The sequence below is a fragment of the Streptomyces sp. NPDC052101 genome (genome assembly GCF_040680235.1).
In the GTDB taxonomy this organism is placed as follows: Bacteria; Actinomycetota; Actinomycetes; order Streptomycetales; family Streptomycetaceae; genus Streptomyces.
Genome location: NZ_JBFAWH010000019.1, coordinates 43253 through 63438 on the forward strand (window position 1 = coordinate 43253; position 20186 = coordinate 63438).

Here is a 20186-nt window from a genome sequence, read left to right on the forward strand (position 1 = left end):
GGAAGTCCTGCGCATTGCCTGCCACACAATTGCGCCGTGTACAGAAATTCAACAGGTGGTACACAGATTCCTGAGAAGGTGCACGCGGGCGGGTCAGTGGGCCGCCGTGGGTGCGGTCTTCTTCCGGGCGCGGTACGCGGCTGCCTTGATCTTGTTGCCGCAGGAATCCATCCCGCACCACTGCCGACGCGTACCCCGCGAGCGGTCGATGTAGGTCCGGGTGCATTCTGGGTTGCCGCACTCCTTCAGGAGAGGCACGTCCGGCCCGCTGAGCAGCTCGACGGCGTGGCGCGCGACCAGGGAGAGGGCTTCTTCCGGCGTTGACTGTGTCCACCGCCCCGACGGGGTGAGCTGCGGTACCGCCGGCGGCTTGCGTGCCGCGTTGTTCACCACGGTCAGCGCCGACCTGTCGTACTCCTCCTCGAGCCGGCGGGCGGTGACCAGCTGGTAGATGGCTTCCCGTACGGTCGTCGCCTGCTCGACGTCGGCTTCCCGGCTGGGGGAGACCGCGTCGACGATGCCGGACTCCACGTACCATGCGTTCAGCCTGTCCGGCGTCGCGAACATCTCGAAACGCACCGAACGGCGCGCTCTGAGCGTCGCGGCGAAGTCGAGCGCCGGGTTTCCGCACACGAAGACATGGTCGAGGTTCACATCACCATTCTGGCAGGTGATGATGACGGTGGACAAGAACCCTTGAGGTCAGTCATCACCTGTCAAGAAGGTGACTTGGATGATCCGTCAGAAATGGTCCACGTCGATGACGGCCTGGGCGAAGGCGGTGGGTGCCTCCTGGGGCAGGTTGTGGCCGATCCCTACCAGGGTGCGGTGCTCGTACGCACAGGTGAACCTGTCCCGGTACGAGGCGCCGTTGCCCGGAGCGGTGAAGGGGTCGCGCTCGGGGTCGAGGGTGATGGCGGGGACCGCGATGACCGGCCGCGCTGCGAGCCGCTTCTCCAGCCCGTCGTAGCGGCGCTCGCCGTCGGCGAGGCTCAGCCGCCAGCGGTAGTTGTGGATGACGATGGCCGCGTAGTCGGGGTTGTCGAAGGCGGCCGCGGTGCGTTCGAACGTGGCGTCGTCGAAGTCCCATGTCGGGGAGACGGTTTCCCAGACGAGCCTGGTCAGGTCGTGGCGCAGGGTCCTGTCCTCCATGGCGAGCCGGCCGCGCTCGGTGGAGAAGTAGTACTGGTACCACCAGGTGTGTTCGGCCTTGGGTGCCAGCGGCTTCAGGTTGGCTTCGAGGTTGGTGACGAGGTATCCGCTCACCGACACGAGGGCCTTGCAGCGTTCGGGCCACAGGGCGGCGATGATGTCGGCGGTGCGTGAGCCCCAGTCGAAGCCGGCCAGCACGGCTCTCTCGATCTTCAACGCATCCATCAGGGCGATGATGTCGAGGGCGATGGCGGACTGCTGGGCGTTCCGGAACGTCCGGTCGGAGAGGAAGCGCGTCGTGCCGTGGCCGCGCAGATACGGGACGATCACCCGGTAGCCCTCTTCGGCCAGCAGCGGGGCGACGTCGACGTAGCTGTGGATGTCGTACGGCCAGCCGTGCAGGCAGATGACCGCGGGGCCGTGGGCGGGGCCGAGTTCGGCGTACCCGACGTTCAGCAGTCCGGCCTTGACCTGCTTCAGCTGCGGGAAGCCGGTGTGCGTGCCGGGGCTGACCGCGGGCACGGTCGCGGACTCGTCCCGTGTGCGGGCGGATGCCGCTCGTGTGCCCGGGCCGGCCAGGACCGCGGCGGCAACGCCCGTGCCCAGCCCCAGGGCCTTGCTGAAGCTACGCCTGTTGATCATGCTTCCCTCCGCGTTTCCCGGTGCGCCGGCTGGTGCGATGGCTGACTGTTGCACAAGCTGCGTCACCAGTCAAAGGGGTGACGCATCCTGAGTGCACATTTCAAGCCCCGGCAATCATGCGTGCAACTCGGCCAAATTCGCCTCAGACCCAGTCGTTCCCTCTAGTCGATGTCACCGTATTGACAGGTGATGATCGGTCGCATGGGTAGCGCGACCGTGCGGCTCCCTCCAGGTGGGATCACGGATGGCCTGAGCAGCCTTGATGCTGGCCGGGTAACTGCTTGCAGCGTCTGCGTCGAACCCTCAACATGACCTTCCCCACCTGTTGCTCGGCAGGGCCCGAGACGGGTGGAGGCCGGTGTCCCGTGTGTCTCCGGAAGGGGCTGGACGTGCCAGAGCCGTTTGATGCCATGACTCCTGCCGTCGCCGGCGGCCCCGGGTTTCCACCGGAGGCCACCGCACCGCCGACGGTAGGTGTGGAGGAGGAGTTCGTCCTGGCCGACCGGCACAGCGGGTCGGCGGTCTACAGGTCGATTTCCGTCGTGGGTGCCGCCCGCGCCCGCCTCGGCGGACCGCATGCCACTCCCGAACTCTCGCCGTCGCAGGTGGAGACCGTCAGTGCGGTGTGCCGTACCGCCGCCGAGCTGGAGGCGGAAGTCGTGCGATTACGCACGGGCGCGGCGGTCGCCGCGGCGGAGCACGACTGCCTTCTGGTGCCCAGCGGCATGGCCGTCCTGGGCCGGTCCGGGCCACCGCCCGTCCTCGGCCAGGCGCGTTACCACGCCCTTGCGGGCCGCTTCGGGCCCGTGGTCGACGGGCAGGGCGTGAACTCCTGCCACGTGCACGTGGGCGTGGCCGACCGGGAGGAAGCCATACAGGCGGTCAACCATCTACGGGGCTGGATGCCCCTGCTGCTGGCCCTCACCGCCAACTCCCCGTACAACGACGGGGCGGACACCGGATACGCGAGCTGGCGCTCGATGGTCTGGAGCCGGTGGCCCTCGGCCGGGCCTCCTCCCTATCTGCGGGGCGCGGCCCACTACGCGTGGGTCGTCGACCAACTCGTGGGTACCGGGGCGGCGATGGATCAGGCCATGCTCTACTGGCACGTCCGGCCCTCGGCTCACCTCCCCACCATCGAGGTACGCATCGCGGACGTGCTGCCCGATGCCGGGACCACCACCGCGTACGCCCTGCTCGTCCGGGCCCTCGTCGGACACGCCGTCGAGGCGGTACGGGCCGGCGAACGCGCGCCCGAGGTCCCCGATCTGCTGCTGAGGGCGGCGTGCTGGCAGGCCGCCCGGCACGGGCCGGTCGGCACCCTGCCCAGCACCCACACCCGCGACTGCGCCCCCTTGGGCGTCGTCCGGCTGATCGAGGAACTGTGGAAGCGGGTCGAGCCGTATCTCAGCCGGCACGGCGACGACCGGCGCGTCGGCGACTGGCTGAGCGATGTCCAGCTCACAGGGCCCGGCTCCGCGCGACAGAGGCGGGTCGCGCAACAGCGCGAGGGCGACCTGCGGGCTGTGGTGGACGACCTCGCCGTCCCGCTTCCGTAGCTCCGTCGCCGCCGAAGCGCATGGGCACCGTGCCCGGTCCGCATCCGATGTCGGCGATGCGTGCTCCGGGTACGGAGCCCGCGCGGGCTGTGGATCGCCTCGGTCCGGTCGATCGATTCAGCTGTCCGAGGAAGTGTCAGCCGATGATGTCCGTGAAGCCGTGCCCGGTGATGTCCTCGCCCGCGAGCGTGCCGGTCACGTGACATGCGCCCGTGTAGGCACCTTCAGCGCTGGAGAGCGCCTGATGGGAGACTTCAAGGGATGCGTCGAGGGCGGGGACGGTCAGGGTCCAGCGCCCGTCGTGGTCGGTTCGCCGGGCGGGGGCGATCAGGTGGGAGCCGTCGTCCGTGAGCTGTGTGAGCCAGGACGTACCGTCGCCCACGGAGTCCCAGACGCTCAGATACCGGCCCGCGCCGAGGTCGAGTCCGAGCCATGTGAAGCGCGGCGGCTGGGTGATGCCGGAGACCCACTGGCGGTCCAGCCATGTGCGTCCGCTGACGTGATGGGTGGTGCCCTCGATGGTGACGGTTCCCGACGCGGTCAGTCCGGGCAGCGCGTACTGCCCCGTGGTCCCGCCGAAGAAGGGAAACACTCCACCGCCGCCGTTGTAGAGGACGGGTGCCTCACGGCGCAGGGTGAGGCGGATCGACGCGGCGTCCGTCGCGCCCGATAGCTCGAGCTGGTCCAGATCTCCGCTCACCGTCAGGAGTGATGTCTGTACATGGAGGGAATCCGCGGACACTTTCACATCGGCAACGGCTTCGGCACTGTACTTGCCGCTGTGGTGGCCGTCTCCTTCTTCCAGTAGGGCGACGGTGCTGTGACAGACACCCTGCATCGTCATCGTGTGGATCTTCACCCAGAAGACCCTGTCCTCCTCCTGCAGCTTGGCGCAGAACCACCAGGAGTCCGTGTTGTCGGGGGAGGTCGGGGTGAGACCCTCGGCGGCGTCGATCAACGTGGGACGGGTCGTGGTCATCGAATCTCCTTTCATCGGGCGGCTGTTGCTGCCCGGTCTCATTGAATCAAAGTGACACGACTGTTCAGTTGGCCGAGGAGGCGGCGGAAGCCCCCATGGGCGGCATTTCGTGGCGATGACTGCTCGCCTGCAAAACTCCGTTGACTCCGGCTGAACGGCCGTGCAACGGTGAGAACGCGCTCTGTCGAGAATCACTGGGCACTGGAGGCTGAACGCTGTGACCTTCGGAAACGACGACCCCCGTCAGGGCCAGGCAATGGAGCGCAGTCTGACTCCAGATCAGCTCGAAGTCTTCGAGAAGGCGTTCGCCGCCCGGCCGGTGAACCGGCTCATGCAGAACGCCGTCACCCAGACACCGGTGGACGATGTGGCTCTGGACCGCCGGGTCCTCACCGGCATCGACCACTCGGTCTCCCACCACCTGGATGACTGGAAGGCCACCAACCAGAAGCAGAGCGGGCGCTGCTGGATGTTCGCCGGGCTCAACCTGCTCCGGGTCGGCGCCGCGCGAAAGCTGGGTGTGAAGGACTTCGAGTTCTCCCAGAACTACCTGCTCTGGTGGGACAAGTTCGAGCGGGCGAACCATGTCCTCGAGGCGATCATCGAGACCTCGGACCGCGATGTGGACGACCGCACGGTGGCGCACCTGCTGGCGGACCCGATCGGTGACGGCGGGCAGTGGAACATGTTCGTGGCGCTGGTCGCCAAGCACGGTCTGGTACCCAAGTCGGCCATGCCGGAGACCGACAGCTCCTCCGCGACCCGGGCGATGAACCGCGCCCTGAAGACCCTGCTCCGCCAGGGTGCGCGGGACCTGCGTGAGCTGGCCGCCGAGGGAGTCGAGGCGCAGCGGGAGCGCAAGCGGGAGGTGCTGGCCGCCGTCCACCGGGTGCTCAGCATTCACCTCGGCACGCCACCGCAGCGGTTCCTGTGGCAGTGGGAGGACAGGGACAAGAAGTTCCACCGCGACGGCTGGCTCACCCCCGCGGAGTTCGCCGCCTCCTATGTGCAACTGCCCCTGGACGACTACGTCTGCCTGGTGCACGACCCCCGGGAGTCGAGCCCGGTCGGCCGTACCTTCACGGTCGAGTACCTGGGCAATATCGTGGACGCCCCGCCGGTGGTCTATCTCAATGTGCGGATGGAGCTGCTGAAGCAGCTGGCGATGGACGCGATCGTCGGCGGCGAGCCGGTGTGGTTCGGCTGCGACGTGACCAAGATGATGCGCTCCGACGCCGGCGTCTGGGACGCGGAGCTGTTCGACTACGCGGCCGTCTACGACGCCCCCTTCACGATGGACAAGGCCGGCCGGCTGCTGTACCACGACACACAGATGACCCACGCGATGCTCTTCACCGGCGTCGACGTGGTGGACGGCAGCCCGCGCCGCTGGCGGGTGGAGAACAGCTGGGGCGAGGAGAAGGCCGACCACGGCTTCTGGACCATGAACGACTCGTGGTTCGGGGAGCATGTCTTCGAGATCGCGGTCCGCCGCTCCGCGCTGCCGCCGGAGCTGGCCGCCGCCTTCGACCAACCGCCGATCGTCCTCCCCGCCTGGGACCCCATGGGCGCCCTCGCCGACTGAGGAAGGCGTCCAGGCTGGGCCGTAATCCTGCGGTCGGCGCGTTCGACCCCGGACAGAACCCGGCAGGTGAACTGACCGGCCCGGCTCGCTGCCGGGGTCAGGGGTCCATGGCGTGCAGAGCGCGGTGCGCGGTGGTGCGGAGGTGGGCGAGGACGTCCGGGTCGGCGTCGAGGGTGTAGTCGGTGTCGAGGCCGGCGAGGGTCTGGGCGATGCGCGGCAGGTAGTCGTCGGAGGCGTCGACGCGGCAGGTCCGGTCGTCGATGGGCTGAAGACGGGTGGCCAGGCCGCGGCTGCGGGCACGGACATGGTCGGCGGGGGCGTGGACCGTGGCGACGGCGCGGTAGCGGGTGGGGGCAGCCGAGAGGCGGGCGGCGACGAAGGCGGCGGGGTCGTCGCCGGGCACAGGACGGGGCGCGACGCGGCGGCCGGTGGGCCTGACGTCGGTGATCCGGTCGAGGCGGAAGAGACGCCAGTCGTCCTTGTCGGTCGCGTGCGCCAGGAGGTACCACAAGCCACCGGACTCGACCAGGTGACAGGGTTCGGCCCGGCGTGTGCTGCTGGTGCCGTGGCGGGTGGTGTAGTCGAAGGTGACGATCTCGTGGTCGCGGCAGGCGACGGCGAGCGCGCCGAGGAGGGCCGGGTCGACGCGCGGCCCCCGCTCCTCCCAGCTGATGCCGGTGAGTGACGTCTGCAGGGCGGCTACCTGCCCGCGCAGCCGCTGGGGGAGGACCTGCTCGAGTTTGGCCAGGGCCCGCAGGGCGCTCTCCTCGATCCTGGCCAGGCCGCCGGCTGTGGTGCGCAGGGCGACGGTGATGGCGACGGCCTCCTCGTCGTCCAGGAGAAGCGGCGGCAGATCGCTGCCCGAGGTCAGGCGATAGCCCCCGGCGTGCCCGCGGGCGCTGGCCACGGGGTAGCCCAGCTCCCGCAGCCGGTCGATGTCGCGGCGAACGGTGCGGACGGTCACGTCGAGCCGTTCGGCGAGACCGACGCCGGACCACTCCCGGCGGGCCTGCAGCAGGGACAGCAGCCGCAGCATCCGGGCGGTCATGTCGCTCGTCATGGATCCCATGATGCCGCGATTAAAGGACATAGCTTGTCCTGAAAGGACCCTACGGTGGACCTGTCCGCACGGAGCAAAACGGGAGGTTTCCCCATGAAGATCGCTGTTCTCGGTACCGGCGGCGGTGCCCGCTGCCACATCGCCAAGCTGCTGGAACTCGGCCACGAGGTCGTGGTCGGTACCCGCGACCCCAGGGCCACACTGAGCCGCACCGAGCCCGACATGATGGGCACCCCGCCCTTCGGCCGGTTCCTCGCCGAGCACCCGGCGGCCGACCTGCGTACCTTCGGTGACGCGGCGGCCGCCTCCGACGGCCTGGTCATCAGCGGCATCGACGGCCACAGCGCCGTCAACGCGCTCTCCGCCATCGCCGACCGGCTCGCCGGCAAGACCCTGATCGACTACGCCGTGCCGTTCATCTACCAGCACGAGCCGGAGCACCCGTGGCCGACCCCGTGGGGGATCATGCCCAAGCTGGAGCCGGTGGACACCGACAGTCTCGGTGAGCAGATCCAGCGTGCCCTGCCCCGGACGAAGGTCGTGAAGTCCTTCGTCACCCAGGAGCAGAGCACCGTCGTCAACCCGGCGAGCGTCGGCGACGGGGAGCACACCATGTTCGTCGCCGGTGATCACATGGATGCCAAGCAGCAAGCCATCGACCTCCTCAAGTCCTACGGCTGGACGGACATCCTCGATCTTGGCCAACTCGTCTGCGCGCGCGGCATGGAGATGTACGCGCACATGCACTCCGCCATCGGCTTCGGCCTGGGCCAGCAGTTCGGCGGCCACTTCGGCATCAAGGTCGTCCGCTGACCCGGCACTGCTGGAACGACCGCTGAAGAACTGATGGAAAACCGCTGAAAGAGCGCTGAAAGAGCGCTGAAAGGCCGCTGGAATGACCGCTCTGCCTCGTATCACCGCCGCGCAGCGCCGCGCTCGCCTCGTCGTTCGTCATCTCCTCGCACCCGGCGTGCGCAAGGACACGGCCGGAGGCGTCGCCGAAGCACTGGTCGGTCTGCACGCCACCGACCCCGCAACCGTCTACCTCGCCGTCGCGGCCCGCATGCGTGCCCCGACCGCGGCCGCCATCGACCACTCCCTCTACCACGCCCCCGACGGCCTGCCCGGACTGGAGCGCATCCGCTGCATGCGCCGCACCATGTTCGTCGTCCCCGCGCACCTCGCCCCCGCGATCCAGTCCGCCACCACACGCGACGCCGGCCATCACCGCACCCACGCCACAGCCCGGTTGCGCGAGGCCCTCGGCTGGTCCGAGCGCCGCTGTGCCCGGGTGGAGCAGGCTGTGCTGGAGGCCCTGGTCGTGCGCGGCGGAGCCACTGCCGCCCAACTCGCAGGCGACATACCCGACTTGCGCGAGCAGATCGTCATGTCCCCCGGAAAGCCGTACGAGTCCCGGCAGCGGGCCAGCGCACCCCTGCTCGGTCTGCTGGCGGCGGAGGGACGTATCCGCCGGGCCCGGCCGACCGGATCATGGACCTCCGCCCAGTTCCGGTGGACCCTCGCCCACCCCCTGCCGCGTATCCCCGAAACGGAGGCGAAGACCGCGCTCGCCCGTCACTACCTCGCAGCGTTCGGCCCGGTGACACTCGATGACCTGAAGTGGTGGACGGGATGGACCGTCACCGACACCCGCAGAGCCCTCGCCGCCACGGGCCCCCAAGCCGTGGAACTCGACGAAGGAACCGGGTACGTCCTGCCCGAGGACCTCCCGCACCTGCAAAGCCTCCAGGACCTCGAACGCGCTGAGGACCATGAGCCCGCAGCAGTCCTGCTGCCCAGCCTGGACCCCACCCCCATGGGCTGGCGCCACCGCCACTGGTACCTCGACCCGGAACACACCAAGGCCCTCTTCGACCGCAACGGCAACATCGGGCCCACCATCTGGTGGAACGGCCGCATCATCGGCACCTGGGCCCAGCACAAGGACGGGCACATCAACCACCGCCTGCTGACCGACCCCGGCAGCGAAGCCCGCACCGCCGTCGAAGCCGAGATCCGACGCACCCTCGCGTTCCTCGACGGCACCCGCGTCACCCCCTGCTACCGCACCCCTCTCGAACGCCGCCTCGCCGCCTGACACCCACAAGTCGCCCGGCGACGCCGGGACGGGACCTGACGGGTCCGCAGAACAGGGCAGGCCCGGGGCCGGGGTCAGCCGATGAGCGAGTGGAACTGCTCGATCGTACGGCGCCGCATGGTCAGGAAGGCGAGCCAGGAGCCGTCGGAGAAGTGCAGCCGGAAGCGGGCCATCAACTGCGTGCGGGGCCGGCGTTCGACCCGGACGACCCAGGTTCGCGGCACCTCCCACACCGGGGTCCCGTCCAGCGGCTTGACCAGTCCGACGCGCTGGTCGGTCACGCGCAGCAGCAGCGCGCCAGAGGTGCTCGGCATCCCCGCGGCGATGCTGCCGGCTCCGGCGGACTCGGCACCGACGGTGTTCACCAGGTAGTTCCCGATGGACGCGCCGACACCTACGCCCTTGGCACTCTTCGCGGGCACGACGGAGGCGTACCCCAAGAGTTGCTCGCCAGGAGCCAGTTGATTGTGGGCGGAGCGTTCGCGGAGGGCTGACATGCCCTTGATCATAGACGGCGCCGGGAATCCGGCGGCACCGGCCGCTGACGCCGTACGGTCCACGGGCGATGGCCCGCCCCGATATCCCCCGCCGGCCGGACTGTAGGTTGGGGCGCCCGGCGGGTCTCCGCCCGGCGGAACACGAGGCGAGGGAGCGGGCGTTGGGCGTCGTACTGTTGGCACTGGGCGGAACGATATCGGTGCCCGGCGGCGCACGGGGAGCGCGGCTGAGCGGTGCCGAGATCACCGCGGCGGTACCGGGCCTGGCGGAGCTGGCGATCCCCCTGGATGTGCGGGACGTACAGGCCGTGCCCAGCGGAAGTCTCACCTTCGCCCAGGTCCTCGACGTCGTCGCGATCGCCTCGCGGGCCGTGGCCGAGGGCGCGGACGGCGTCGTCGTCACGCAGGGCACCGACACCCTGGAGGAGACGGCCTTCCTGGCCGACCTGGTGTGGCCGCACGAGGCGCCGTTGGTGCTGACAGGTGCCATGCGGCAGCCGGCCATGGCGGGGGCGGACGGACCGGCCAACGTGCTCGCCGCTGTGCGCGTCGCCATGGCGCGGGAGGCACGCGGCGCCGGTGCGCTGGTCGTCCTCAACGACGAGGTGCACGCTGCGCGATGGGTGCGCAAGACGCACAGCACGAGCACCGCGACCTTCGCCTCGCCGAGCACCGGTCCGCTCGGTCACGTCGTCGAGGGCCGGGTACGGATGCTCCTCGCCGCGCCCCGGCACGAGCCGTTGCCGGCCCGGTTCGACGCTGAGCGGCTGGAGACCGCCCGCGTCGCCCTGCACGTGGTCACCCTGGATGACGACGGTGCGCAGCTTCAGGGGCTTGAGACCACGCACGGGGGCCTCGTCGTGGCCGGCTTCGGCGTCGGTCACGTACCGGGCGTACTCGCGCCACGGCTCGGCACCCTGGCCGAGCACATCCCGGTGGTGCTGACCTCGCGCACCGGCAGCGGTTCGGTCCTGCGGCACACCTACGGCGCACCCGGCTCGGAGAAGGACCTGAGGCAGCGCGGGCTGATCGACGGCGGATTCCTCGATCCGTACAAGGCCAGGGTGCTGCTCCGGCTGCTGCTGGCGGCAGGCGCCGGACGCGGCGACATCGAGGAAGCGTTCGCCCTGCGGGGCTGAGCCTGGTCCTCCGGTGCGGATGAGGTGCCGGCTGGCATGAGGGGCGGACTCAGTGGCCCAGAAGCAGCCCCGCCCCCGACACGTCGACGTGGATGCCGTCCTTGCCCACGGCCACGCGTTGCAGGTGCAGCGCCCCTCCAGGCGGTTTCGGGAGCTGGAAGGCGAAGGAGAAACGGTCGGCGATCTGGGGGCGGGTGAGCTTGGTCAGTGTGGTGAGCAAGGACGGATCGAGGCCCAGCCGCTTGAGGAGGCTCGGGTGGGCGAGTGCCACGTCCACGAGGTTGATCGTGGTCAGATCGTGCAGGAAGCGCGGTGCGCCGGTGAGTTGATGGAGTTTGTTTTCGTCGTGGAGCGCGGCGCTCACCGCACTGTCGGGGACGCCCAGGCGGTGTACGACCTCCGGCACGGTCAGCAGGGACTTGATCTGTTCGGCCTCCCGGGTGAGACGGCTCGCGGCGGCGCGCGTCAGGTGGAGACCCTCGGTGGGCGCGGTGCCGGGCCGGTACGTCGCGAGGTCGTCGATGTCGAGCCGTATGCCGTCCACGGAGGTCGCGATGCCGCGGTCTCCCTCGCGCCGGATGCGGGCGTCGGCCTGTACGCTCAGGTCGCGGCCCGCGATGCGCAGGGTGCCGTGGGCTTGGACGCTGTCGGGCCCATGGGCCGTGAAGGACACCTGCGACGCGCCGAGTTCGCGGTTCATGTCGGCGAAGGACAGCAGGACCTGGCCGTGCACCTGTCGAACGAGTGCGCCGCTCACCGTGGTGGGTCCGTCGCCGTCGATGCGTATGTCGTCGGCGGTTGCGGTGACTTGGGTGAGGGTGACTCGGTGGGCCGGGACGTCGGGGACGGTGACCCGGACCGAGTCCAGGCGTCGTGCGGCCAGCTGGGTGAGGAAGGGAAACCCGCCGATCGTGACCTCCGGGGCGGCGGCGAGATGCATCGTGTCCTTGAGCCGTTCTGCGGCCTTGTGCTCTGCGTAGAGCAGCGCCCAGCGGTCGGCGAGGACGAGGAGGCAGACGAGCGTCAGCACCCAGATGAGGAATCTGGCCATGGTGGGCAGGCCGGTGGCGCGATTACGACGGCGGCTGCCACGCCTGTGATTGGGCGGCGCCCAGGGCTCTTCCTCTTCGTTGCCCTTCTGGGCCGACGCGCCGTCCTCGGTCAGGAAGTCGTCCAGCGGATGGTCTGCCAGTGCCGCCAGTTCGTCGTATGGATTACGGCTGGGTGGAACCGGATCAGCGGGAGGCCCGTCCGACTGAGCAGTTTGATGCGTCTGTATGTGGGGGGTACGCATCGGCTGATTTCATCACATAGTCGCACCAGGTCTGCAAGTCCTACCTGAAGTAAGGGGCGAAATAAGTCACTTCGCGTCCGGCACGAGGCGTCGGAGAAGGAGACCGGCACCGTGCAATGTCGCCCAGGGGGACCGGTCGGAGCCGAGCACCTTGCTGCCGATGGCCAACTGGGTGGCGTCATGGGGCCGCACTCCAGGTGGACTCCGCTGCCGGCGAGCAGGAGCAGTGCCACGCCCGAAGCGGTGACGACGGTGACGGTCGCCGAGCCGAGAGCCATGCGGAGGATGGCGGTGAGCCAGGCCAGGATGATCGGCGACAGGGACCAGCCCATGCCCGGCTCTCCTCGTCGGTGAAGACGCGGTCACTGACCAGGCCGGTGGGTATGGGGTGCGGCGGCAGGAAGCTGTGCATGGTGGACAGGGCGATCGACATCGGCAGCCCGACCCACGGCGGTCCGCACAGGTCGAGCAGCCTGCTGGCGATCCGCTGGGCGGCGCCGGAATCCCCCCTCACCCTGCCGACCCTCGCGCCGAGCCCGATGGTGAGCATGGCGTCGCCGATCTGCCCGCCGATGCCCTCGGGTGACGACGGCGTTCCGAGTCTGAGGCGGTCGGAGCGACCGACCTCAGCGATCAGAGGCTGAAGATCCGGCGGGCGTTCCCGGACAGGAAGAGTTCGGTGGCTTCTTCGTCCAGATCGAGATCGCCGAGGTGTTCCAGTGCCTGGGCTGGGGTGATCATGGGGTAGTTGGTTCCGAACAGCACCTTCCTGCGGCCACGGCCACGCAGATAGTCAACCAGCTCTCGTGGGTAGCGGCGGACGGTGTAGGCGCTGGTGTCGATGTAGACGTTGGCGTGTTTGTCGGCCACGGCGATCATCTCGGTGGTCCAGGGATAGCCGATGTGCCCGCAGACGATGGTCAGTTCGGGAAAGTCGAGTGCGACTTGGTCGATATAGGGGATGGGGCGGCCGGTTTCTGAGGGGCGGAGCGGGCCGGTGTGGCCGACCTGGGTGCAGAAGGGGATGCCGAGGTCGACGCAGGCGGCGTACAGCGGGTAGTACAGCCGGTCGGTGGGCGGCAGTTGCCACAGCCAGGGCACGATGCGCAGGGCCAGGAAGCCGAGTTCCTCAACGGCGCGGCGTAGCTCGCGTACGGCTTGCATGGGCCGGGTGAGGTCCGCGCCTGCGACCCCGCGCAGCCGGCCGTCGGACTGGCCGACGAACTCGGCCACCTCGTCGTTGCTGATCAGTGGGCCCTGGGGCCCGTACCAGGCCGCCGAAAGACCGATCTCCACATCTGCCGCGGCCATGGCGGCCATGGTGGACTTGACCGGCAAGGGCTCTGCCAGCAGCCCCTGCCCCGTCCAGCGGCGCAACGACTCGAACATCTCGTGGTTGGAGTGACGGAGCGTGGGGTGCTGCATCCGTGCATCGATGACTGGCACGGGCTTCTCGCCTCTCTCCTGGCATCGTTGCCAAGGGCACACAAGTGGCTAAGCGATCGCTTAGTGCAAGCCTAGCTGCTGTGTGCCGCCGCGCGCACCCCGATCGTCAATCGGCCGCGTCGGCATCAGTAGGGGCGCGATCCGTCCTGGTGTCACGGCATGGGCGGATGTCGCGCCATGCGGGCGAGGTCCTGCCGGGCTGTGGCCCAGTCCTGTGATGTGTGCAGTTTTGGCCCCCGCTGGTCCGCCGCCCCGGGACCGGCGGACCGGCGCCCTCAAGGGCGCTGTCGCGGGGTAAACGGAACCTACGCTTCCAGCGGCCGTGGCGGAAGACCTACAGGCGTGTGGTCCAGGTCACGTCGGCCCCGGCCAGGTCGTACGCCCCGCAGGTCCCCGTCCCCGCAGGTCCCCGCCCCGCAGATCCCCCGCCCAGGGCGCGCGCCGCCCCTGCCCGTCGGCAGCGCGGGCCCCGTCGAGCCCAGAGCCCGCCTCGACGGGGATCGTGGCCCCTAGGGAGCCGGCCCGGGCAAGAACCACCGCTCTCGCCGGGCGGACGCCACCCGCCCGCCGGCAAGGTCGACGACGCTTGCCAGGGTCAGCTACGGCTCAGTCAAGGGGGTCACCTGTGTGGTGAGGAAGTCCAACAGGGCGGTGTTGAAGCGCTCAGGCTGTTCGGCGCTGGGCAGATGCCCTGCTCGTTCGATGACGGTCATGGTCGACTGGGGGACGAGACCACGGATCGCCTCGGCTTCCGCGATCGGCGTATAGACGTCGTCCGCGCCGACAACGATCAGCACCGGTACCCGGACGGAGGCCAACGTGTCACGGTAGTCGGGGCGTTCGGCCCGCCCACGCAGTGCCGCCGCTGCGCCACGGGGATCGGTGGCGCGCATCATGCCCAGGACCCGGTCCGCGACAGCCGGCATCTCAACGACGTTGTACGCGGCGAGCATCTTGTCGATCACCTCGTCCGCGTAGCCGTCCATCCCCTCGGCAAGGAGCCTGTCGGCCAAGTGGTTTCGGAACTTCTTGCCCTCGTCGGTCTCGGCAGGGGCGGAGGTGTCGGACAGGACGAGTGCCTGCACCCGCTGAGGGTGGCGGCGCTGGAACTCCATGGTGATCTGGCCGCCCATGGAGACGCCGCCGACCACCGCTCGCTCGATGCCGAGGTGGTCGAGGAGCGCGGCGAGGTCATCGGCGAAGTCGGAGAGGAAGACCTTTCCGGGGGTGACGCTGCTGCGGCCGTAGCCACGCAGATCGGGGGTGATGACCCGGTACCCGGCTTCGCTCAGTGCCTTGGCCTGGGGTGCCCACAGGGTGCGGTTGAAGGGGTGCCCGTGAATCAGCAGGACCGCCCGTCCGGTCGAGGGCCCGAGATCGTCGTAGTCGATGGTGGCGCCGCGCAGGGTGATGGCATTCATGCCCGCACCCTAGCTTCATGATCGGCAGGACGGCAGGGCGGCAGAGAGGTTGTACTCGGCACCTGCATGTGCGCGGTCATGGAATCACGGGAGTTCACGCCCAGCGCTTATACGGCTGACGTCGCTCAGCCGGCGTCCGGCAGGCCTTCGTGCCGGCGTTTCTCGTGCGTGGTCTGCTGTACGAGCAGCCCGTTGTAGTCGCGGACCGCGGCCAGCCACCGCCAGGGTTGGATCTCGTCGAGTGTGAGGCCGGGGCAGGCCAGTTGGTGGGGGATCCGGCAGTGGGCTCCGGGGAGCGGTGCGTCCAGGCCACCGTTCCAAGCGATCCCGTTCGCGTCGATGTACCAGCGGTGCCCTCCGGGCACCAGATGCGCGGGCACGGTGAGCCGAGGTTCCAGGAGAACGTGCTGCCCGGTATAGGTGAGCCGCCGTTCCCCGGCGAGCCCGCAGTTCGGGCACGACGGGGGAGCGGGCGGCTCGGGGCCGGTGGCACCGTCGACGGCGGCCTGCGCGCGGTCGGCGTTCTCCCACGGCTGGGGTGTACCGGGCGACCACTGCCGGTGTCCGTCGGGGCCGAGTAACGGCACGATGCTGTCGTCTTCCCCCATGGAGTCGAGCGTGCGGGCCGCCGCAGAGACGGGGTAGGGCGCGACCGGGGCGCAAGTGATGCAGAGGACAGGCTCACGCGGAGTGCCCAGCGGGCACCGGGCAATACTCCGTGCCGACCAGGGCGTCGCGGGCGAACGCGTCCGGCAACTTGGGCCAGCGGCATTGCGCCGGACGTCGGCTACTCGACGGCCGGATCCTCCTGCGCGTGCTGTACGGCCCTCTTCACGGCCTGCTCCACCTCGTGCCGGCTGGCGTCTGTGGCTTCGGCGTGCGCGGTGATGGCCGCCTGTACGGCATCGAACTTCTGGCGCCAGCGGCGCAACTGGGCGTCGTACGCCTCACCGGTGAGGCCCGCGAGCTTCGCGCGTTCTTCTTCGGCGGAACATTCCAGCCTGATCAACTCTTCGGGTACCTCTGTCACAGGCACGGATCCTAGAGGGCGAGTGCGGCATGGCGTTGAACGTGCTCACCGCCCGATCGGGTAGAGCTGTGATCGGTCGGCGAGCGCGAGGGGGAGTAGACCCTTGTCCATCTGGGCCGTGAAGAGGGCCCGGCTCGGCCAGGTTCGGGCTCAGCCGGAATGGAGAGACCGTAGTCGGCATCACTGCGCCGTCACGGTGACCCGCCACGGCATGACTGCATGAGGGCAGGCCTGGCCAGGGCCGGACACGCAGCGCATCTGTGAGGCGAGCGTGGTCGTTCCACCGGACTGGACGTGGAACACCGCACTGGCGTCGCCTTTCGCGTCCACGCTGCTGGTGGTCTTCCGCAGCACCTCGTCGTCGCCGGCGGTGGGCGTGCTCCACATCCACGTCTCGCCATCAGCCTGCTTTCCCACGAGCCGGACAGTGATGTCGTCGCCCGCCCGCGCGGCGACGGCCTGCCCGTTGGCATCGTTGGTGAGGGTCAGGTTCTGCTTGTGGGCGACTGCTGCGGGGGTTGCTGTGGCGGTACCGGCGGTGAGGACGACCGCAGACACCGCTGAGAGAACGACTCGGCACAGAGATGTGATCATGAACGGTCCAACGACGGTCACCCCGATGGGATGCGCTCCGGAAGTCCCCAGCCCGCCGGCCGGGCGACCTGTCGAGCAACATCTGGGGTGGCCTGATCGGTGCCTTCGGCGTTGGTGTCGGACGGATGGTCTTCGTCTGGCGGATGTGATCAGAAATCGACGCTTTCGACGTCATCGATGCGAGCCACGGATTCCTGGTGGAAACGCTTGTCGTAGGTGGCCCGGATCGCCTCGATCTTCCCGCTGCTGGCGTTGGCCTCGCCCCTCGGGTAGAGGAGGGTGAGCTTGTACGAGCGCTCGTGTTCGATGATTCCGTGCGAGTCCCGGTACTGGCCGGAAGCGTTTTCGATGGTCAGGCCGGCCGGGAAGCGAGGGGTGATGAACTCGTCGACGAAAGCGTGGAACTGTTTGTCGGTCACCGGACGGCCGCCGTCGGGCTTGGCGGTCCCGAACAGAAGCTCGGTCTTGATGTAGGGCGTGCCCGGTGCCCTGACGGGTGCTGAGGCCTGGGCCGGGCGCCCACCTCCGTCGACAAGAGTCGCGTAGGCGGCGGGGGCGCTCGCACAGAGGATTGCGGTGCCGAGGGCCAGTACGGCCATGCGGAGGCGAGCAGAGTTTGTGCGGGGCACAGGCACGTCCTTGGGGTCTCGTCCGACGATCCCCTCGGAAAGTAGCGGCGGGTGCACTGAACGCGCTGAGCTTCGCCGTCCGTTTCACCTTGTCGAGTGGCGGACGAACGGATTGCTTGTCGTGTGGTGCGTATCGTGCGGGGTTCATCCGGACGACGGCGCCGTGCGGTAGGGGCGGAAGAATGCGCGCAGTTCTTCTGCGTAGAGGTCCGGCTCTTCGAAGGGGGCGAAGTGGCCCCCGCGCGCGGGTTCGGTCACGCGTACGACGTTCGCCGTGCGTTCGAGCCAGGCCCGAGGCGGGCGGACGACGTCGCCGGGGAAGAGCGAGAAGCCGGACGATACCTCGACCCGGCGGGCGTGCTGCGCGGCCGGGATCGCGGCGTTCGCGTGGTACATGCGCATCGACGACCCGATCGTCCCGGTGAGCCAGTACAACGTGACGTTCGTGAGGATCTCGTCCTTGGCGAAACTCCGCTCGACGTCGCCGTCGCAGTCGCTCTACGCCCGGAACTTCTCGACGATCCACGCGGCCAGCCCGGCCGGCGAGTCGGTGAGCCCGACGGCGGCGGTCTGGGGCTTCGTACGGTGTACGGCGGCGTAGACGCCCTCGGTCGCGCCCCAGGCCGCGGCGCCGTCGAGCCAGGTGCGTTCCTCGGGTGTGAGGTCCGCCGGGTCACCGGTGAAGACGGGCAGGCCCGCGTCCATACGGTGGACGGCAACGACCCGGTCGGGGTGGTCGAGGGCGAGATAGCGCCTGACATGGCTGCCGAGGTCCCCGCCCGCCGCTCCGAACCGCGGATAGCCGAGGACGCTCATCAGCTCGGCCCACAGACCGGCGACGGCGATGGTGTCGAGCGGGGGGCCGGTGGGACGGTCGGAGTACCCGTAGCCCGGCATGTCGGGCACGACCACGTCGAACGCGTCGGCGGGGTCGGCGCCGTGCGCGCCCGGGTCGTTGAGGAGCGGGATGACTTTCGTGTAGCGCCAGAACGAGTCCGGCCAGCCGTGGCCGAGGATCAGTGGGAGGACGGGCCCGGCCCGGGCGTGCACGAAGTGGATTCCCAGGCCGCCGAGGGGGACGTGGAAGCGGGGGAGCCGGGCGAGCGCGGCTTCCTGCGCCGGCCAGTCGAACTCCTCGGCCCAGTAGGCGACGAGTTCGCGGAGATAGCTGAGGTCGGTCCCGAGCGACCAGCCGGCGTCCTCGGGCGCATCCGGCCACCGCGTCGCACGCAGCCGCGCGCGGAGGTCCTGGAGCGCGGCGGGGGCGGTGTACGGGGTGAACGGTTCGGGTCGGAGCGGCGCGTCCGGCATGGGACGCACGCTACAGCCCGCGCCGCGCCACTGGGCGGGACGCGCTGAGCGGGCGTCAGAGTCCGCCGCTGTCGCCCCCGCGGTTTCCTGCGGTGCGGCTCAGGGCGTCACCGGTCGGGCTGACGGTGTGGTGTCGTGTCAGGTCATCGGTCAGCCAAGAGGGTTCCAAAAATATGACGGCTGGTCCGGATTCCGGACGGAAAGGTTGCGTATCGGCCAGCGGTGGGTGAACCGAGCGTGGGCGGCCGGCGCGATGGTAGGCACTGTGCGTGACGCGGGGCGCCGGGCCGGGGGCTCGGAGTGTGGAGATGGTGGCGGCGCCCGGCTGGCCGTCGTACCGGATGTGCGGCCGGAATCCTTCCTTGTTGTGGCGGGAGTACATCGCCATACTCGTCGGCGTTTGGCATGGGCACGTCTGACTCTTGGGGTCAGGGCGTCCCATGTCCGTCACACCTCCGGCCCCGGCCCGTCGAGTGGGCGGGGCAACCCCCACTGGAGGCTCCACATGGCACACCGCCGAACAGCTCTCACCACCCGCACGCTCACCGCAGCGAGCGTCGCGGTCCTCGCAGCAGGCGCGGCCCTGCTCCCCAGCGCCGGCTCGGCCACGGCCGCCCCCGCTGCTGCCGCGTCCACCCCGGCCGCGGCCCGTGCCGCATCCGCCGCGACACTCGTCACGCGACTGGGCTCCCGTGCCGCAGGTTCCTACTACGACGCCGCGGCCCACCGGTTCGTCGTCAACATCACCGACCCGTCCGCGGCCGCGCAGGTCCGCGGCACCGGCGCGGTCCCCAGAACCGTGCGCTACTCGACCACCCAACTGCGCGGCGCCCTGGGTGCGTTGACCCAGCGGGCCCGGATCGCAGGCACCGCCTGGTCGATCGATCCCCGCCAGGACAAGGTGGTGGTGACCGTCGACCCGACGGTCACCGGAGCCAAGCGCACCCGGCTGAACACCGTGGTCAACTCGCTCGGTGACAAGGTTGTCGTACGTCGGGCCGCCACCGCGTTCAAGCCGTTCATCGCGGGCGGCGACGCCATCTGGGGCAGCGGTGTGCGCTGCTCCCTCGGGTTCAACGTGACGGTGAACGGCGCGCCGTACTTCCTGACCGCCGGACACTGCGGCAACGCCTCCTCGTCATGGTCCGACTCGCAGGGCGGCGGGGAGGTCGGCCAGACCGTCGACTCGCAGTTCCCCGGCACCGACTACGCCCTGGTCCAGTACGACGACGCGAACAGCGACCACGAGAGTGCCGTCGATCTCTACGACGGCAGCAGCCAGCAGATCACCCGCGCCGCCGACGCCTACGTGGGCGAATCGGTCCAGCGCAGCGGGAGCACCTCGGGTCTCCACGGCGGGAGCGTCACCGGACTCGACGCGACCGTGAACTACGAGGAGGGCTCGGTCTCCGGGCTCATCGACACCAATGTGTGCGCGGAGCCCGGCGACAGCGGCGGTGCACTCTTCGACGGCGACGCGGCCATCGGGCTGACCTCGGGCGGCAGCGGCGACTGCACATCCGGCGGTGAGACCTTCTTCCAGCCGGTGCCGGCGGCACTGAACGCGGAGGGGGCCACGCTTCCGTAACCGGAAGGTCGCCAGTCGATCCGTGACCGTGACGGAACCGCCTCAACCAGCGCTCACCGGGGGCTGGTTGAGGCATCCGCACGTGCGGCGACTTCCAGCAGCGCAGTCTTCCGGCCCTGGAACACGCCCGTACGACGATCGACGTCGGCGCCGGAATACGGC

At 69.5% G+C, this 20186-nt stretch carries 18 protein-coding genes and 2 pseudogenes; 6 read left to right on the forward strand and 14 right to left on the reverse strand.

Going from position 1 to position 20186, the window contains the following annotated elements; all coding sequences use genetic code 11:
- Positions 1-93 precede the first annotated feature (93 nt).
- Positions 94-654, reverse strand: a complete 561-nt coding sequence (locus tag AB0L75_RS29545) for a CGNR zinc finger domain-containing protein (RefSeq protein ID WP_365186798.1) — start codon at positions 652-654, stop codon at positions 94-96.
- A gap of 87 nt (positions 655-741) precedes the next feature.
- Positions 742-1794: an alpha/beta hydrolase gene (locus AB0L75_RS29550; protein WP_365186801.1), complete on the reverse strand. Its 1053-nt coding sequence runs from the start codon at positions 1792-1794 to the stop codon at positions 742-744.
- 389 nt (positions 1795-2183) lie between these two features.
- On the opposite strand from AB0L75_RS29550, the gene AB0L75_RS29555 reads away from it, so the two are divergent.
- Positions 2184-3353, forward strand: a complete 1170-nt coding sequence (locus AB0L75_RS29555) for a glutamate--cysteine ligase (RefSeq protein ID WP_365186804.1) — start codon at positions 2184-2186, stop codon at positions 3351-3353.
- 136 nt (positions 3354-3489) lie between these two features.
- Here AB0L75_RS29555 and AB0L75_RS29560 read toward each other — a convergent pair whose 3' ends face one another.
- Entirely contained in the window at positions 3490-4332 is an 843-nt protein-coding gene (locus AB0L75_RS29560; RefSeq protein WP_365186807.1) for a lipocalin-like domain-containing protein, read from the reverse strand.
- Positions 4333-4549: 217 nt separating this feature from the next.
- On the opposite strand from AB0L75_RS29560, the gene AB0L75_RS29565 reads away from it, so the two are divergent.
- The gene (locus AB0L75_RS29565) at positions 4550-5917 is read left to right on the forward strand and encodes a C1 family peptidase (protein WP_365186809.1); all 1368 of its coding nucleotides are present in this window, start codon (positions 4550-4552) and stop codon (positions 5915-5917) included.
- 97 nt (positions 5918-6014) lie between these two features.
- On the opposite strand, the gene AB0L75_RS29570 is transcribed toward AB0L75_RS29565, so the two are convergent.
- A complete protein-coding gene (locus AB0L75_RS29570; protein ID WP_365186810.1) occupies positions 6015-6977 on the reverse strand; it encodes a YafY family protein in 963 nt (320 codons plus the stop codon).
- 93 nt (positions 6978-7070) lie between these two features.
- Here AB0L75_RS29570 and AB0L75_RS29575 point away from each other — a divergent pair, with 93 nt between their 5' ends.
- Positions 7071-7790: an NAD(P)-binding domain-containing protein gene (locus AB0L75_RS29575; RefSeq protein WP_365186812.1), complete on the forward strand. Its 720-nt coding sequence runs from the start codon at positions 7071-7073 to the stop codon at positions 7788-7790.
- An 82-nt stretch (positions 7791-7872) separates the two neighbouring features.
- Positions 7873-9075 carry a winged helix DNA-binding domain-containing protein gene (locus AB0L75_RS29580; protein ID WP_365186815.1) on the forward strand — a complete coding sequence of 401 codons (1203 nt, stop codon included), beginning with the start codon at positions 7873-7875 and terminating at the stop codon, positions 9073-9075.
- 74 nt (positions 9076-9149) lie between these two features.
- Here the strand turns inward: AB0L75_RS29580 and AB0L75_RS29585 are convergent, their stop codons facing one another.
- Positions 9150-9572 (reverse strand): hypothetical protein, encoded by a 423-nt coding sequence (locus AB0L75_RS29585; RefSeq protein ID WP_365186818.1) that lies wholly within the window; start codon positions 9570-9572, stop codon positions 9150-9152.
- A gap of 161 nt (positions 9573-9733) precedes the next feature.
- Here AB0L75_RS29585 and AB0L75_RS29590 point away from each other — a divergent pair, with 161 nt between their 5' ends.
- Positions 9734-10711 carry an asparaginase gene (locus AB0L75_RS29590; RefSeq protein WP_365186820.1) on the forward strand — a complete coding sequence of 326 codons (978 nt, stop codon included), beginning with the start codon at positions 9734-9736 and terminating at the stop codon, positions 10709-10711.
- Positions 10712-10760: 49 nt separating this feature from the next.
- Here the strand turns inward: AB0L75_RS29590 and AB0L75_RS29595 are convergent, their stop codons facing one another.
- The 9 genes and pseudogenes from AB0L75_RS29595 to AB0L75_RS29635 all read right to left on the reverse strand — a co-directional run bounded on the left by AB0L75_RS29595 (position 10761) and on the right by AB0L75_RS29635 (position 18436).
- On the reverse strand, positions 10761-11762 hold the full coding sequence (locus tag AB0L75_RS29595; RefSeq protein ID WP_365186823.1) for a DUF2993 domain-containing protein: 1002 nt from the start codon (positions 11760-11762) through the stop codon (positions 10761-10763).
- A 434-nt stretch (positions 11763-12196) separates the two neighbouring features.
- Positions 12197-12585: pseudogene (locus AB0L75_RS29600) on the reverse strand (hypothetical protein); the annotation flags it as partial.
- A 53-nt stretch (positions 12586-12638) separates the two neighbouring features.
- Positions 12639-13430, reverse strand: coding sequence for an amidohydrolase family protein (locus tag AB0L75_RS29605; RefSeq protein ID WP_365186825.1), 792 nt, complete (start codon positions 13428-13430; stop codon positions 12639-12641).
- A 620-nt stretch (positions 13431-14050) separates the two neighbouring features.
- Positions 14051-14872 (reverse strand): alpha/beta fold hydrolase, encoded by an 822-nt coding sequence (locus tag AB0L75_RS29610; RefSeq protein ID WP_365186828.1) that lies wholly within the window; start codon positions 14870-14872, stop codon positions 14051-14053.
- Between the two features lie 125 nt (positions 14873-14997).
- A complete protein-coding gene (locus AB0L75_RS29615; RefSeq protein ID WP_365186831.1) occupies positions 14998-15480 on the reverse strand; it encodes a DUF6083 domain-containing protein in 483 nt (160 codons plus the stop codon).
- Between the two features lie 179 nt (positions 15481-15659).
- A complete protein-coding gene (locus AB0L75_RS29620) occupies positions 15660-15902 on the reverse strand; it encodes a hypothetical protein (protein ID WP_365186834.1) in 243 nt (80 codons plus the stop codon).
- A gap of 180 nt (positions 15903-16082) precedes the next feature.
- Positions 16083-16460, reverse strand: coding sequence for a potassium-transporting ATPase subunit C (locus tag AB0L75_RS29625; RefSeq protein WP_365186837.1), 378 nt, complete (start codon positions 16458-16460; stop codon positions 16083-16085).
- A 185-nt stretch (positions 16461-16645) separates the two neighbouring features.
- Entirely contained in the window at positions 16646-17125 is a 480-nt protein-coding gene (locus tag AB0L75_RS29630; RefSeq protein WP_365186840.1) for a DUF3574 domain-containing protein, read from the reverse strand.
- A 144-nt stretch (positions 17126-17269) separates the two neighbouring features.
- Positions 17270-18436, reverse strand: a pseudogene (locus AB0L75_RS29635) (epoxide hydrolase).
- Between the two features lie 505 nt (positions 18437-18941).
- On the opposite strand from AB0L75_RS29635, the gene AB0L75_RS29640 reads away from it, so the two are divergent.
- Entirely contained in the window at positions 18942-20024 is a 1083-nt protein-coding gene (locus AB0L75_RS29640; protein ID WP_365186843.1) for a S1 family peptidase, read from the forward strand.
- Positions 20025-20186 lie beyond the last annotated feature (162 nt).

What these genes read in the sequence shown, in the direction of transcription:
- AB0L75_RS29595 (WP_365186823.1), bottom strand. Translation starts at nt 11,762, where the DNA reads ATGGCCAGATTCCTCATCTGGGTGCTGACGCTCGTCTGCCTCCTCGTC.
- AB0L75_RS29575 (WP_365186812.1), top strand. Translation starts at nt 7,071, where the DNA reads ATGAAGATCGCTGTTCTCGGTACCGGCGGCGGTGCCCGCTGCCACATC.
- AB0L75_RS29615 (WP_365186831.1), bottom strand. Translation starts at nt 15,480, where the DNA reads ATGGGGGAAGACGACAGCATCGTGCCGTTACTCGGCCCCGACGGACAC.
- AB0L75_RS29560 (WP_365186807.1), bottom strand. Translation starts at nt 4,332, where the DNA reads ATGACCACGACCCGTCCCACGTTGATCGACGCCGCCGAGGGTCTCACC.
- AB0L75_RS29580 (WP_365186815.1), top strand. Translation starts at nt 7,873, where the DNA reads ATGACCGCTCTGCCTCGTATCACCGCCGCGCAGCGCCGCGCTCGCCTC.
- AB0L75_RS29570 (WP_365186810.1), bottom strand. Translation starts at nt 6,977, where the DNA reads ATGACGAGCGACATGACCGCCCGGATGCTGCGGCTGCTGTCCCTGCTG.
- AB0L75_RS29605 (WP_365186825.1), bottom strand. Translation starts at nt 13,430, where the DNA reads ATGCAGCACCCCACGCTCCGTCACTCCAACCACGAGATGTTCGAGTCG.
- AB0L75_RS29550 (WP_365186801.1), bottom strand. Translation starts at nt 1,794, where the DNA reads ATGATCAACAGGCGTAGCTTCAGCAAGGCCCTGGGGCTGGGCACGGGC.
- AB0L75_RS29585 (WP_365186818.1), bottom strand. Translation starts at nt 9,572, where the DNA reads ATGTCAGCCCTCCGCGAACGCTCCGCCCACAATCAACTGGCTCCTGGC.
- AB0L75_RS29640 (WP_365186843.1), top strand. Translation starts at nt 18,942, where the DNA reads ATGGCACACCGCCGAACAGCTCTCACCACCCGCACGCTCACCGCAGCG.
- AB0L75_RS29610 (WP_365186828.1), bottom strand. Translation starts at nt 14,872, where the DNA reads ATGAATGCCATCACCCTGCGCGGCGCCACCATCGACTACGACGATCTC.